The 15,267-nt window shown below is 45.3% G+C and carries 12 protein-coding genes, 1 other RNA gene and 1 other annotated feature; of the genes, 2 read left to right on the top strand and 11 right to left on the bottom strand.

Annotation, left to right across the window (positions count from 1 at the left end; all coding sequences use genetic code 11):
• Positions 1-4: 4 nt before the first annotated feature.
• Entirely contained in the window at positions 5-1,144 is a 1,140-nt protein-coding gene (locus tag PUN35_RS00880; RefSeq protein ID WP_014480425.1) for a cysteine desulfurase family protein, read from the bottom strand.
• A gap of 18 nt (positions 1,145-1,162) precedes the next feature.
• Positions 1,163-1,579 (bottom strand): cysteine metabolism transcriptional regulator CymR, encoded by a 417-nt coding sequence (gene cymR / locus PUN35_RS00875; protein ID WP_003225879.1) that lies wholly within the window; start codon positions 1,577-1,579, stop codon positions 1,163-1,165.
• A 202-nt stretch (positions 1,580-1,781) separates the two neighbouring features.
• Between cymR and PUN35_RS00870 the strand changes: the two genes are divergently transcribed.
• A complete protein-coding gene (locus PUN35_RS00870; protein WP_014480427.1) occupies positions 1,782-3,047 on the top strand; it encodes a replication-associated recombination protein A in 1,266 nt (421 codons plus the stop codon).
• 39 nt (positions 3,048-3,086) lie between these two features.
• Here PUN35_RS00870 and PUN35_RS00865 read toward each other — a convergent pair whose 3' ends face one another.
• From PUN35_RS00865 to PUN35_RS00845, 5 genes are all read right to left on the bottom strand, one after another.
• A complete protein-coding gene (locus PUN35_RS00865; protein WP_014480428.1) occupies positions 3,087-3,851 on the bottom strand; it encodes a tRNA threonylcarbamoyladenosine dehydratase in 765 nt (254 codons plus the stop codon).
• A gap of 81 nt (positions 3,852-3,932) precedes the next feature.
• Positions 3,933-4,125, bottom strand: a non-coding RNA gene (ssrS, locus tag PUN35_RS00860) — 6S RNA.
• A 60-nt stretch (positions 4,126-4,185) separates the two neighbouring features.
• On the bottom strand, positions 4,186-5,964 hold the full coding sequence (aspS, locus tag PUN35_RS00855) for an aspartate--tRNA ligase (RefSeq protein WP_014480429.1): 1,779 nt from the start codon (positions 5,962-5,964) through the stop codon (positions 4,186-4,188).
• A 13-nt stretch (positions 5,965-5,977) separates the two neighbouring features.
• A complete protein-coding gene (hisS, locus tag PUN35_RS00850; RefSeq protein WP_014480430.1) occupies positions 5,978-7,252 on the bottom strand; it encodes a histidine--tRNA ligase in 1,275 nt (424 codons plus the stop codon).
• A gap of 89 nt (positions 7,253-7,341) precedes the next feature.
• Positions 7,342-7,574 (bottom strand) — a binding site (T-box leader).
• Positions 7,575-7,633: 59 nt separating this feature from the next.
• A complete protein-coding gene (locus tag PUN35_RS00845; RefSeq protein WP_004399157.1) occupies positions 7,634-7,804 on the bottom strand; it encodes a YrzK family protein in 171 nt (56 codons plus the stop codon).
• A gap of 132 nt (positions 7,805-7,936) precedes the next feature.
• On the opposite strand from PUN35_RS00845, the gene PUN35_RS00840 reads away from it, so the two are divergent.
• A complete protein-coding gene (locus PUN35_RS00840; RefSeq protein ID WP_033881623.1) occupies positions 7,937-9,493 on the top strand; it encodes an N-acetylmuramoyl-L-alanine amidase family protein in 1,557 nt (518 codons plus the stop codon).
• 26 nt (positions 9,494-9,519) lie between these two features.
• Here PUN35_RS00840 and dtd read toward each other — a convergent pair whose 3' ends face one another.
• The 4 genes from dtd to recJ form a co-directional block, all read right to left on the bottom strand.
• On the bottom strand, positions 9,520-9,960 hold the full coding sequence (gene dtd, locus PUN35_RS00835) for a D-aminoacyl-tRNA deacylase (protein WP_004398689.1): 441 nt from the start codon (positions 9,958-9,960) through the stop codon (positions 9,520-9,522).
• 12 nt (positions 9,961-9,972) lie between these two features.
• A complete protein-coding gene (relA, locus tag PUN35_RS00830; RefSeq protein WP_003229747.1) occupies positions 9,973-12,177 on the bottom strand; it encodes a GTP diphosphokinase in 2,205 nt (734 codons plus the stop codon).
• A gap of 167 nt (positions 12,178-12,344) precedes the next feature.
• A complete protein-coding gene (locus tag PUN35_RS00825) occupies positions 12,345-12,857 on the bottom strand; it encodes an adenine phosphoribosyltransferase (RefSeq protein ID WP_003229745.1) in 513 nt (170 codons plus the stop codon).
• Between the two features lie 5 nt (positions 12,858-12,862).
• Positions 12,863-15,223, bottom strand: coding sequence for a single-stranded-DNA-specific exonuclease RecJ (recJ, locus tag PUN35_RS00820; RefSeq protein ID WP_014480432.1), 2,361 nt, complete (start codon positions 15,221-15,223; stop codon positions 12,863-12,865).
• Positions 15,224-15,267 lie beyond the last annotated feature (44 nt).

Here is a 15,267-nt window from a genome sequence, read left to right as displayed (position 1 = left end):
CTTATTATGTCAGCCGTTTGACAACGTCGGCCACATGTTTGGCAGCAGTTTTCACTTGCTCAGCCGTATTGCCGAGGCCGAAGCTGATTCGAATAGAGGACGTCAGCCGGTCACTCTCTTCGCCGAACATAGCAGTCAGAACATGTGACGGCAGGACTGAACCGGCCGTACACGCTGAACCGCTGGAGACAGCGACACCCGCCATATCAAGATTGACCAGCAGCGCTTCCACTGACACACCGGGGAAATAAAGATTCAGAACATGCGGCAGACTATGCTCTTTGTCCCCGTTGATCTCGAATGCCACACCTGCATCTCTAAGCGTGTCGGCAAAGATTGCTTTAAACGATTGATACTTCTCGTTTTTTTCGTCCCGTTCTTCACTTGACAGCTTGATCGCTTCTTTCAGCCCGACAATGCCTGGAACATTTTCGGTTCCGGCACGGCGTTTTCTTTCTTGCTCTCCTCCGAATAAAAGCGGTGAAAGCTTCACATCTTTACTAGCATATAAAAAGCCTGTCCCTTTTGGCCCGTTGAGCTTGTGCCCGGAAACAGACAGAAGGTCAATATGGCTGTTTTTCACATCAATTGGCAGCAACCCGAATGCCTGAACAGCATCGGTATGAAAATAAGCTTTGTGTTCCTTTAACAGCTCACCGATTTCTTCGATCGGCTGCACTGTTCCAACTTCATTATTTCCATACATCACTGTCACAAGGATTGTATCATCACGCAGTGCTTCTTTCACCTGTTTTGCACTGACTCTTCCATTTTGGTCAACGTCCAGATACGTTATGTCAAATCCGTCTTCCTCAAGTTTTTCACATGTGTGAAGCACGGCGTGATGCTCAATTTTTGTTGTGATGATATGTCTGCCAAGATCTTTTCTTGCAAGTGCGGTTCCCATGATCGCCAAGTTATCAGCTTCCGTTCCCCCGCTTGTAAAAATGATCTCCTGCTCTGCCGCTCCGATTTCTGCTGCGATCTGCGCTCTTGCTTCATCCACCCATTTTCGAGATTCTCTGCCAAATGAATGAATACTGGAGGGATTACCGAAACTGCCGGAGAAGTGCGGTATCATTTTTTCCAGCACGCGCTCATCCATCGGAGACGTTGCGGCATGATCTAAATAAATCCGTTCCATTATGTTTACACCTCTGATCTAAATATAGAACATATAAGCTTCTTGCTCTCCGTCTGTATAGCTGGCAAGATCCTCTAATGTTGTACTGTCTAAAACCTCTTTTACAGCATCCCGGATGCGAATCCAGAGCTCACGCTTGGCAGGCTCCTCATCTTCCAGCACTTCAACAGGGCTGATCGGCCCCTCAAGCACACGGATAATATCTCCCGCGGTAATGGCATCCGGCTCACTGCCTAATACATATCCGCCATATGCGCCTCTGATGCTTTTCACTAAACCGGCATTTCTGAGCGGCGATACCAGCTGCTCCAAATAATGCTCGGACAAATTATTCGTCTGTGCGATGCTTTTTAATGAAGTCGGGCCTTCACCGTGCTTTTTTGCAAGCTCGATCATAATGGTGAGCCCGTATCTTCCCTTAGTTGATATTTTCAACATGAACACCTCTGTTATTTCATGATTTTCCACATTTATAATGGTAATTTCTATATGTTTCGTCCGTTTATTATCTTATAGACCAACTGTTATTATAACATACCTTCAGCGAATTTTCATTGAGGCAGAAGGAAAGGGGCCTTTACCCTTTTCTAATGTACGGTTTTCCGTTACCCTGTAATTAAGTAAGGAGAGATGATAGATGAAGCCATTGGCATATCGGATGCGTCCGACAAAAATAGAGGATATTATCGGCCAGCAGCATCTGGTGGCTGAAGATAAAATTATTGGCAGAATGGTCCAGGCAAAACATTTGTCATCCATGATTTTGTACGGGCCGCCCGGAATTGGAAAAACATCAATCGCAACAGCAATCGCCGGTTCAACAAGTATTGCTTTTCGAAAGCTGAATGCTGTCATTAACAATAAAAAAGATATGGAAATCGTAGCTCAGGAAGCCAAGATGTCCGGCCAAGTGATTTTGATTCTGGATGAAGTCCACAGGCTGGATAAAGGAAAACAGGATTTTCTATTACCCTATTTAGAAAACGGGATGATCATTTTGATCGGAGCAACGACGGCTAACCCGTATCATGCCATTAATCCGGCGATCAGAAGCCGGACCCAGATTTTTGAGCTTGAACCGTTAACACCTGATCTGATTAAACAGGCACTGGAACGCGCGCTCCATGATGAGCATCGGGGCCTTGGCACCTATTCTGTATCCATTGATGATCAGGCGATGGAGCATTTTGCCCACGGATGCGGAGGAGATGTCCGCTCCGCTTTAAATGCGCTTGAGCTTGCCGTGTTGTCAACGAAGGAGTCAGCAGACGGTGAAATTCACATTACATTAGAAACCGCGGAAGAATGCTTGCAGAAAAAAAGCTTTTCTCACGATAAAGATGGTGACGCGCATTATGATGTACTGTCCGCTTTTCAAAAATCGATCCGCGGCTCTGATGCCAACGCTGCTCTTCACTATTTGGCTAGATTAATTGAAGCCGGTGATCTGGAGAGCATCGCAAGACGATTGCTTGTTATCGCCTATGAAGATATCGGTTTAGCAAGCCCGCAAGCCGGCCCTAGAGTGCTGAACGCTATTCAGACCGCTGAGCGAGTCGGGTTTCCTGAAGCGCGAATCCCGCTGGCCAACGCAGTTATTGAGCTTTGCCTCTCACCGAAATCAAACTCTGCCATTCTGGCAATCGATGAGGCCCTGGCAGATATCAGAGCCGGAAAAATTGGTGATGTCCCGAAGCATTTAAAAGACGCGCATTATAAAGGAGCTCAGGAATTAGGAAGAGGAATCGACTATAAATACCCGCACAATTACGACAGCGGTTGGGTCGAACAACAATACCTCCCTGATTCTCTGAAAAATAAGCAATACTATAAGCCGAAACAGACAGGAAAATTCGAATCCGCCTTAAAGCAGGTGTATGATAAATTAATGAAAAGAAAATAAAACAAAAACAGCCTTGATCATCAAGGCTGTTTTTATACATTATTTATCCTTCACACGTTTGATTTCTATGTCTTTCAAAAGATCCATGACAACATGTCCGCCCATAATCAAACCTGCAACTGACGGCACAAAAGCATTAGAGGAAGGCGGCATTTTTGCTTTACGGATTTTCGCTTCGTCATTTCCCACTTCTTTTCTGACATCTTCCCGAATGACAATCGGGCTTTCATCAGAGAAAATCACTTGGACGCCTTTTTTGATCCCCTCTTTGCGTAATTTCGTACGGACGACCTTCGCAATTGGATCAGTGTGCGTTTTTGAGATATCAGCGATTTGGAAGCGTGTCGGATCCGTTTTATTTGCAGCACCCATGCTGGAGATGAGCGGAATATCCCGTTTTAGACATTCTTTCATTAAATGAATTTTATAACAAATGGTGTCTGACGCATCAATGACATAGTCAAGATCATAGTCAAAAAACTGCTCATACGTTTCCTCCGTATAGAACATTTTTAACGAGATTACTTCACACTCCGGGTTAATGTCTGCGATCCGCGCCTTCATTAAATCAACTTTCGGCTGTCCGACAGTTGAAAGCAGCGCGTGAAGCTGACGGTTTACATTTGTAATGTCGACATCATCTTTGTCGACAAGCAGAATGCGGCCGACGCCTGACCGCGCGAGCGCTTCCGCCGCGAACGACCCAACTCCTCCGACTCCAAGCACAGCAACTGTGCTGTTTTTCAGCGTTTCAAGGCCTTCTTTTCCGATAGCTAATTCATTGCGTGAAAACTGGTGTAACAAGAACCTCACTCCACATTCGTATTCTGGTTTCATCTATAAAATGGCTGATCCATGAGCAGCCGTTTTTCTGCGCACAAAAAATAAAGTCCCAATAGTGCCGTTGCAGCTTTCCTTTGTTTTGAACCCGCTCTCAGCAGGTGGGTGCCCTCTTTTAAATCTTGTAAGTCCTCTTTACCGAATGAAAAGAGGCATGTACGCCATTTAAAAATGCGGGCTCCCAAATCAAAAAAATGTTCGGTCAAAACTAGGTGTACAACTAACACATCAGGACTTTATTTAACTTGTCAAAATCATATCACAGACGATTTTGATTTTCAAGAATCCAACTGCACATTCAGTTCTTAACTTTTTTCTTGATAGAAAGATGAAGCTCGTCAAGCTGAGCGTCGCTTACTTCTCCAGGCGCCTCTGTCATCAGGCAGCTTGCACTTGCCGTTTTCGGGAATGCAATCGTATCTCTCAGGTTCGTACGTCCTGCGAGAAGCATAACGAGACGGTCTAAGCCAAGTGCGATTCCGCCGTGCGGAGGAGCGCCGTATTCAAATGCTTCCAGCAGGAATCCGAACTGTTCAGCCGCTTCTTCTGGTGAGAAGCCGAGAAGCGCAAACATTTTTTCCTGAATATCCTTTTCGAAAATACGGATTGAACCGCCGCCAAGCTCATAGCCGTTTAAGACGAGGTCATAAGCTTGTGCTTTCATGTCTTCAGGCGCTGTTTCAATCAGCTCAAGGTCTTCCCGGACAGGCATTGTGAACGGATGGTGCGCTGCGTAGAAACGGCCTTCCTCAGGATCATGCTCTAATAGCGGCCAGTCAATGACCCATAAGAAATTGAACAGGTTTTCGTCAATCAGCCCGCGCTCTTTCCCAAGCTTTAAACGCAGCGCGCCGAGTGATGCGGCCACAACTTCAAATTGATCCGCTCCGAACAGCAACAAATCACCTTCAGCAGCATCAAGTGCTTCAATCAGCTTAGACTGCTTTTCTTCATCAAAGAATTTAGCGATCGGTCCTTTCACTCCGTCTGCTTCAACTTTCACCCAGGCAAGTCCTTTCGCCCCATAGTTTGCAGCAAAAGCGCCAAGAGCATCGATGTCTTTTCTGGAGTAATCGCCGGCACCGCCTTTTACGTTGATGGCTTTGACCACACCGCCGTTTGCTACAGCTGATGAGAATACTTTAAATTCCGTATCCTTCACAATGTCAGACACATCTGTCAAAAGCATGTCAAAACGCGTATCCGGTTTATCAGAACCGTACTTGTTCATTGCTTCGTCATACGTCATTCTGGGAAGAGGAAGCTTAATTTCCACGCCTTTTGTTTCACGCATAATCTTTGCCATCATATCCTCAGCCAATGACATAATGTCTTCCTGGCTCATAAAGGACATTTCAATATCAATTTGCGTGAACTCAGGCTGGCGGTCCGCACGCAAGTCTTCATCACGGAAACAGCGGGCAATCTGATAATACCGTTCAATGCCTGATACCATCAGAAGCTGTTTAAATAGCTGCGGAGACTGCGGCAGCGCGTAGAACTCACCTTCGTGCACACGGCTCGGCACCAAGTAGTCACGTGCGCCTTCAGGCGTGCTTTTTGTTAAAATCGGCGTTTCAATATCAAGAAACCCGTTTTCATCTAAAAAGCTGCGGACAGCTTTCGTCACATTATGACGCATCTGCATCGTTTGAAACATAGCCGGTCTGCGCAAATCTAAGTAACGGTGTTTTAAACGAACGTCCTCTGACACTTCTTCTGCTTGATCAGAAATCGCAAATGGAGGCGTCTTTGCAGCACTTAGTACTGTCACTCCGTTAGCGTGAATTTCGATCGCACCTGTCTTCAAATTCGGATTGACTGTTCCTTCTTCCCGCGCCACTACTTTTCCTTGAACATCAAGCACGTATTCATTTCTGATGCCTTCCGCAACAGCAAGCGCTTCTTTTGACACATCGGGGTTGAAAACGACTTGAACAATTCCCGTACGGTCACGCAAGTCAATAAAAATCAATCCGCCGAGGTCTCGTCTTTTTTGGACCCAGCCTTTCAGCGTTACAGATTCGCCAATTGCTTTTTCAGTTATATCACCGCAATAATATGTTCTTCCAAACAATGCGTTTCACTCCTTATCCCTTTTGGTTTGCCTTCATCACATGTATAAATTCATCAAGTGCCACTTCAATCTGTTCGCCCGTCTGTGCATCCTTTACATTGATTTTGTTTTGGGCAAGCTCATCTTCACCCAAAATCGCAATAAATCTGGCATTTAAGCGATCAGCTGTTTTAAACTGGCCTTTCATTTTCTTATTTTCATAATCGATTTCACTGGAAATGCCTGCTTCTCTCAGTTTGTACACCAATGAAACAGAATAATCCTTTGCTTTTTCGCCGAGTGTGACGATATAGCAGTCGATTCCCTTATCAACAGGCAGCTCTCTTTTTTCAGCATCAATTGCGGCAAGCAAGCGTTCGATGCTCATCGCAAATCCGATGCCCGGTGCTTCAGGTCCGCCGATCTGTTCGACAAGCCCGTCGTAGCGTCCGCCGCCGGCAAGTGTCGTAATCGCGCCAAAGCCTTCCGCATTGCTCATAATTTCAAATGCGGTGTGGTTGTAATAATCCAGCCCTCTCACAAGGTTCGGATCGATTTCATACGAAATGCCAAGATCATTTAAGTATTGTTTCACTTTGTCAAAATAAGCGGCTGATTCTTCATTTAAATATGTCAAAATCGAAGGTGCCGATTTCATCAGCTCATGATCTCGGTCTTTTTTGCAGTCCAAGATTCTAAGCGGGTTCGTGTGCAGCCGGGACTGGCAGTCTGAACAAAATTCTTCGATGCGAGGCTCGAAGTGTTTCACAAGCGCTTCTCTGTAGCTTTTGCGGCTATCTTGATCGCCGAGACTGTTTATGACAAGCTTAACGTTTTCTAAACCTGCTTTTTCATAAATACTCATCGCAAGCGCCATTACTTCAGCGTCGATTGCAGGGTCTTTCGAACCAATCGCTTCAATTCCAAACTGATAAAACTGGCGGTAACGGCCCGTCTGAGGACGTTCATAACGGAACATCGGCCCGACATAATAAAGCTTTGTCGGCTGTACAGGATTTGCGAACAGCTTGTTTTCATTAAAAGCGCGAACCGCAGCAGCTGTTCCCTCCGGACGAAGCGTCAGGCTTCTGCCTTTGCGGTCCTCGAAGGTATACATTTCTTTTTGTACGATATCCGTTGATTCTCCGACGCCTCTGGCAAACAGTTCTGTATGCTCAAAAATCGGTGTGCGGATTTCTTTATATTGATAAGTGCGGCAAGTGTCTCTCATAATTTGTTCAACATACTGCCAGCGATCTGATTCTCCAGGCAGAATATCCTGTGTTCCTCTCGGAATGTTATATCCCATAGGTAGACCTCCTTATGTATTCCTTATAAAATATCCAATGATCGTTAATGATGAAAATGAAAAAAACTCTCGCCCCTACTATACATGATAGTAGGGACGAGAGTTATACCCGTGGTGCCACCCTAGTTGGAATACGTTCATATTCCCGCTCGATCCTTTAACGCAGGTTCACGTTCACTGCCTAATGGCGTTATTCACGCGTTCAGCAGGAAACCTCCGGAGTGTTGTTTCGAGAAAGACGCAATGGGATCCGCTTTCAGCCTGGGGCGGGTTCCTCTCTAATCATGCAATCTGACCTACTCTTCTCCATTATTGGTTCAAATCTTTCATCATTTGCTATGTACTCAATTTCTATTATAATAATGGGATTGGGGTTCTCTGTCAAGCTTTATTCCGGTTGTTTTTCCTCAGCGCTGCTTCTTTGGACATAAGACCAAATTCAGATGCTGTTTCCGTAAGATAACCAGTCGTATCGGGATCTGCGTGATCGCTGTAATGCAGATTCGCTTCACCGTCGTGAAATGCACGTCCCATTTTTGGATGATATTTCATGATTTGCACACCTTTTTGATTGTATTTACGCTTAGTATAAACAAATCATTTTATTTTTATTTAAAAATCAGAAAGGACTTTACGATATTAAACAAGAATGCTTTTTTAATGATCATCAGAAAGGAGGACACAATGAACAAGAAATACTTTGTCCTTATTGTATGTATTATTTTCACCGCAGCGCTATTCCCGACCTTTTCATCCGTTACAGCTGCTCAAGGAGAAGCGGTCATCGCAACAGATGAAACGAACGTCAGAAGCGGCCCTGGGCTTAGCTACGGCATTACAGCGGAAGTAAAAAAGGGAGAACGCTATCCAATTTTAAAGGAAGATGGAGACTGGGTGCAGATACAGCTTGGTTCCGGAGAAAAGGGCTGGGTAGTCTCCTGGCTTATTACAAAGGAAGACCAGGCCAGCACAAGCTCCTCAGGAAGCAGTGACACTGTGACATCAACAGACCCCGATCTGCGGATGAGAAGCGGCCCGGGCACTTCCTACGAAGTCATCGGCAAATTCCCGCAAGGCAGCCAAGCATCTGTCATTGATAAAGATTCGGGCTGGATCAAGATATCCTATCACAGTGCCACCGGGTGGGTATCATCTGAATATGTCACATCAGGAGGCAGCAGTTCAGCGTCTGATGAGAGTGACCAAACCGAGGATTCCGGTGCGTCAACGACGGGCACAGTCGGTGTTTCTTCGCTAAATGTAAGAGCCTCCGCCTCACATGACGCGGCAATTATAACAAAACTTGATCGCGGAACGAAACTGACGGTTCTCAACGAGAAAAATGGCTGGGCTCACATTGAGGTGAACGGGCTAAAAGGCTGGGTTGCAAGCCATTACCTTTTGACTAGTTCTGTTCCAGCTGATGATTCAGCAAATGCCGGCAGTTCATCCTCCGCTAAAAAAGCCTATATCATGTACGGAGGAACGAATCTAAGAAGTGATGCGTCAACATCAGCTTCAATCGTTGAGCGTGCTGCCAAAGGAGATTCATACACCATTACCGGTTCAAAGGGAAGCTGGTATGAAATAAAGCTTGATAACGGGCAAACTGCTTATGTAGCCAATTGGGTGGTCCAAACGTCTAAAAGCGCAGAAGAAGCAGGTGAACCGCCAGTCTCTGATTCCCCGTCTGGAAACGGCTCTCTAAACAATAAAACGATTATTGTTGACCCGGGACATGGAGGAAAAGACAGCGGAACGATCGGGTATTCGGGGAAATTCGAGAAAAACCTGACGATCAAAACGGCAAAACTGCTCGCCAGCAAACTTAGATCGGCTGGAGCGGATGTATATGTGACACGCCAGGATGATACCTTTGTCAGCCTGCAGTCACGGGTCTCTACCTCTCACTACCGTAACGCTGACGCCTTTATCAGCATTCATTATGACAGCTATGCGGATACCTCTACAAGAGGCAGTACAGCATATTACTACAGTCCTGCCAAAGATCAGGAACTCGCATCAGATGTCCACTCAGAAGTGGTGAAGCGTTCTTCCATTCCAGACCGCGGCGTATTATTCGGAGATTATTATGTGCTCCGGGAAAACAGACAGCCCGCTATGCTGTACGAGCTGGGATATGTAAGCCATCCGCAGGAAGAAGCCATTGTACATAGCAATTCATACCAAGAAAAAGTAACAGATGGGATCGAAAGCGGATTAGAGAAATACTTCCAATAAAAAAAGCTGCCTTTTGGCAGCTTTTTTTATTTTGAATCCATAATGAGCGTAACCGGTCCGGAGTTTGTAAGCTGAACATCCATCATTGCTCCAAACGTTCCGGTCTCCACTTTGATTCCTTTTTCACGAAGCAGGTCATTCCATTTTTCATAAAGACCTAAAGCTTTATCAGGTTTGGCCGCGTTCATGTAGTTCGGCCGGCGCCCTTTTTTCGTATCTCCATAAAGCGTAAACTGTGAGACGGATAAAATCTCTCCTCCTATATCTACAAGAGACAGATTCATTTTTCCTTCACTGTCATCGAAAATACGGAGATTGACAACTTTATCGGCTAAATAAGCTGCATCATCTTCTGTATCATCATGAGTGATGCCGACCAGCACCATGAGGCCTTGTCCAATTTGGCCGACGACCTCTTCGTCCACTGTAACGCTTGCTTCTGTTACTCGCTGAACAACTAATCTCATTTTCTAACCCCTTTAGTTCATGACGCGGCGCACAGAGTAGATATCTCTAATCTGTTTAATACGCTCGACGACTTTGTGCAAGTGATTGATATTCTGAATAAAAATCGCCATATGAATGGTTGCCACTTTATTGCGATCCGATTTGCCAGAGACAGATGAAATATTTGTTTTCGTTTCATTCACTGCCTGCAGCACCTCGTTCAGCAATCCGCGGCGGTCATACCCAAGAATCTCTATCTCAACATTGTATTCCTTGCGCTTTTGAACCTGTGACTCATGCTCCCACTCTACCGGGATCAGCCGCTCTTGGGCTTCATTCGTTTTGACATTCGGACAGTCTTCGCGATGGACCGAAACCCCTCTGCCTTTTGTGATAAAGCCGACAATATCATCACCTGGCACAGGATTGCAGCATTTTGATAAACGGACAAGGAGGTTGTCGATGCCCTTGACACGAACGCCAGCTTCCCGTTTTCTTCCTTGCGGGTACGGCTTAGGTTCCCCAGTAACTTCCTGAACGATCTTTTCCTGTTCTTCCTGATCGCGCTGCTTTCTCTCTTTTTCTGTTAGGCGGTTCGCCACCTGCAGAGCAGTAATGCCGTTGTAACCGACCGCCGCGTACATATCCTCTTCATTTGAGAAATTAAATTTGTCAGCAACCTTTTGAATATTCTCCGGCGTTAAAACATCCTTCAATTCAAAATCCAGGTTTTTAATTTCTTTTTCGACCAACTCACGGCCTTTTTCGACATTTTCTTCACGCCGCTGTTTCTTAAAGAATTGACGGATTTTATGCTTCGCTTGGGATGTTTGGGCAAGCTTCACCCAATCCTGGCTCGGACCGTAGGAATGCTTAGAGGTGAGAATTTCAACGATATCACCTGTCCGAAGCTTATGGTCAAGCGTAACCATTTTTCCGTTTACTTTGGCACCGATTGTTTTATTGCCGATTTCAGAGTGAATCCGGTAAGAAAAATCAATCGGAACAGAACCGGACGGAAGCTCGATTACATCTCCTTTTGGCGTAAAGACATACACCATATCAGAGAACAAATCAATTTTGAGCGATTCCATAAATTCTTCTGCATCTGTCGATTCATTTTGAAATTCTAAAATTTCACGGAACCAAGAAAGCTTTTTCTCAAAGGTTGCACCTTCATTGGCTGCTTTTCCTTCTTTATAAGCCCAGTGAGCCGCAACCCCGTATTCCGCTATTTCATGCATTTCAAAGGTGCGGATCTGCACTTCAAGCGGATCGCCTTTAGGCCCAATAACCGTTGTATGAAGCGATTGATACATATTCGGCTTCGGCATTGCGATATAATCTTTGAATCTGCCGGGCATCGGTTTCCAGCATGTGTGAATGATGCCAAGCACCGCGTAGCAGTCCTTTATGCTGTTCACAAGAATACGGACAGCCAGCAAATCGTAAATCTCATTGAATTGCTTATTTTGCAGCACCATTTTTCGATAAATGCTGTAAATATGTTTCGGGCGTCCCGAGAAGTCAGCCTTGATATTTACTTCTTCGACACGTTTCTTCACTTCATTGACAACCTCATCAACATAAAGCTCACGTTCTGCACGTTTCTTCTTCATGAGGTTGACAATTCTGTAATATTGTTGAGGGTTCAAATAACGGAGCGCCGTATCTTCCAATTCCCACTTAATTTTTGAAATCCCGAGACGATGCGCCAAAGGAGCAAAAATTTCCAGCGTTTCATTGGAGATTCTCCGCTGTTTTTCCTGAGGCAGATGTTTCAGTGTCCGCATATTGTGAAGACGATCCGCCAGCTTGATCAATATGACCCTGATATCTTGAGCCATAGCGACAAACATTTTGCGATGATTTTCCGCCTGCTGTTCCTCTTGAGATTTATATTTAATTTTGCCGAGTTTCGTTACGCCGTCTACAAGCATTGCCACTTCTTCGGAAAATGCTTCTTTCAGGTCATCGAGCGTCACATCTGTATCTTCCACGACATCGTGCAAAAATCCGCCCGCGATTGTGGAAGGGTCCATTTCAAGATCGACGAGAATCCCCGCAACCTGAATCGGATGAATAATATATGGCTCGCCCGATTTGCGGTATTGCTCGCGATGAGCATCTTCAGCGTACAGATATGCTTTTTCGACAAATGCGATATGCTCATCAGATAGATAGCTGCGCGCTTTATCTATAACTTGCTCGGCAGTCAATACTTGTTCGTTCGCCATGGAATCACCTTTTTTAAAATGTAAACTGTATTGTAGTTTATTATCAAGAAAAAAACGAAAGATGTAAAGAGCAGAAGTTCAAATAGCCAAATATTATATAAAATAAATGCAAAACAATAGGAAAAAAGCACCCTGACATGGAGTGCTTTTTCGTTATGCGGTTATCCTTAGTATTTCATCAATGTTAAGATGTCGTAATCTTCGAGCTTATTTCTGCCGTCAAGGTAAGAAAGCTCGATTAAGAAAGCGATACCAGCAACAACGCCGCCAAGTTCTTCAACAAGTTTGATTGTCGCTTCAATTGTGCCGCCTGTCGCAAGCAGGTCATCCGTAATAAGCACACGCTGACCAGGCTTAATCGCATCTTTGTGGATCGTTAATACGTCTTTTCCGTATTCCAAGCCATAATCCACTTTGATTACTTCACGAGGCAACTTGCCTTCTTTGCGGACCGGCGCAAAACCTACGCCAAGCGCGTAAGCAACGGGACAGCCGATAATAAAGCCGCGCGCTTCAGGGCCAACGACCAAATCAATTTGCTTTTCTTTCGCATATTCAACAATTTGATCTGTGGCATAGCGGTATACATCGCCTTTATCCATCAGTGTCGTAATATCTTTAAATTGCACGCCCTCTTTCGGGTAATCCGGTACAATTGTTACGTATTGTTTTAAATCCATCTGTTTTATGTCCTCCTCGTACTTTCATAAGCCTCTGAATCTTGTTTCATCAGCTTATTCAGCCATTCCTTCAGCTCTTCAGCAGAAGAATAATTCAGCTTTTGATCCAGTTCCATCAGCTGCTGTTTCGCCTGATATGTTTGTGAGTCTGTTAAGTCGCGTTTCTTTGCTCCGCTCACAACAGACAGCACACCATTCTCTATTTTAACAAAACCGAGATCAAAAAACACCTTTGTCATGAAATTGATTGTTTCAACGGACCAGCCTTTATGTTTTGCAAGCTCTGAACCGTGTTTTTTCACGTCAAAAGCGCCTCTTTTCAGCAAGAACGCATAATACCATTTAAAGTGGTCTCTTGCGGGAAAAGTTGATAAAAAGTGGTCCTCATGATTGAGAAAAATAAAATATATCCGCTCAGGCGCCTTGCCTTCCAGTAAACGTGCGAGCATGTCCAGCGAAGGCGGCGGATCCAGTAATACAATATATGCACCATCGAGGTCAAACGCCTTTGCTTGATCTTTAGAACTGATGACGTGCACTTCTCGGCGAAGGTCTTCAGTTTGAAGTAATGTTGTTGAGTCTTCTTTGAAAGAGACAATGGCCCGTTTAGCAGATGGAAGGGCGGAAACTGTGTCTTCCCACGTCCGTTTTCCCCTTAAATCAAACAGCTGCCATTCAGAAACAGCGGCATCCTTTATCATAAGCTGCGGCTTTTTTCGATTGTTCCATTCGTTGATTGACATCTCACCGACAATGGAAATTCTTGAACCCGGTACGATGCCTTCTTGAAGCTCGCCTTTATTAAAACCGACGCAATCAAGCTGGGACGACTCGTTTCTGATCGTCATTTTGACATGAGTTTTATTTGCCCCTATCTTGCGGACATCTTCCAGTACTGCGTTTTCTACGAGAACGTGCGGTTTCGGGTTAAGCATGCCAAAAGGAGACAGCATGTTCATTTCTGCGATGCTTTCAACTGTAATGTCCTCGATGCTGCAGACAAGGTCGACTTCCTGTACGGGAATAAAATCCTCTTCCGTAAGCGTATTGTCCGCTATTTCGTTCAGCCTGCTTCGCAAATCCGGCACATCTTCAGCTTTCAGCGTCATCCCCGCAGCCATTGGATGGCCGCCGAAATGAGGAAGAATATCTCTGCATTCAGAAAGGCTCTCAAATAAATTAAAGCCTCTGATGCTTCGGGCCGAACCTTTAGCGATTCCCTTTTCTTCATCAATGCCAAGAACAATGGCCGGTCGGTAGAAGCGGTCCACAAGCTTTGAAGCCACAATCCCGACGACTCCCGGGTTCCATCCGGCTTTGGCCACGACAATTGCAGTTTGATCGAGCCCTTGCTGTTCAACCATTTCAATCGCTTCATCCGTCATTTTGCTGACCATTTTTTGGCGCTCTTTGTTCAGCTGGTCAATTTCTGCGGCAAGCTCTTCCGCTTCAAACGAATCCTCTGACATAAGCAAATGAACAGCGGGATCCGCCTGTTCGATTCTTCCGACGGCATTCAGCCTTGGTGCGAGCTGAAATCCGACTGTTTCTTCGTTCGCTTCTCCGATGTCTCCGCCTGACAGCTTAATCAGCTCTTTTAAGCCGAGCCGATTTGTCCGTCGAAGCCTTTCAAGTCCTAGTGTTGCAATTAATCTGTTTTCGTCATGCAGCGGGACTAGATCGGCAATGGTGCCGATAGCCGCCAGGTCAAGCAGTTCATCAGGAAGTTCACCCAATAAAGCGTGGGCAAGCTTAAACGCGACTCCAACCCCGGCAAGCTCTTTAAACGGGTAAGTGCAGCCAGGCTGCTTCGGGTGGACGATCGCATGGACATCCGGAAGCTCCGGTCCCGGTTCATGATGATCAGTAATGATGACATCCAGTCCGAGTTCCTTTGCCACCTTCGCTTCATGCACAGCGGCAATTCCTGTATCAACCGTAATGATCAAAGAGAAGCCCCGATCTTTAATCGAACGAAACGCCTGTTCATTAGGTCCATATCCTTCTTTAAAACGGTCAGGTATATAAAAATCAACTTGAGCCGACAGTTTTTGCAGCGTGTGAAGCATTACTGACGTACTTGTAACCCCATCGGCGTCATAATCGCCATATATCATAATCTTTTCTTGTTGTGAAATCGCCTGTTTTATTCGATCTGCCGCTTCTTTCATGCCTTTCATTTCAAAAGGATCATAAAAATCGGCATCCTTTGTATGTAAAAACAGCCTAGCGCTTTCTGCCGTATCAAAGCCTCTTTTTACAAGCAGGGACGCAACAAGAGGTGTTATATGCAATTGTTCTGTGAGTGATTTGACCTTATCCTGATCTGGTCGCTGGATTTCCCATCGCATTTTTGACGCTAACATAAATTCACCCCTCAACCACCCTATTATACTAGAGCAGGCTGAGG

Origin of the sequence: Bacillus sp. N3378-2at, from assembly GCF_033412715.1 — a bacterium.
In the GTDB taxonomy this organism is placed as follows: domain Bacteria; phylum Bacillota; class Bacilli; order Bacillales; family Bacillaceae; genus Bacillus; species Bacillus subtilis.
This window is presented reverse-complemented; position numbering and strand designations above follow the sequence as displayed.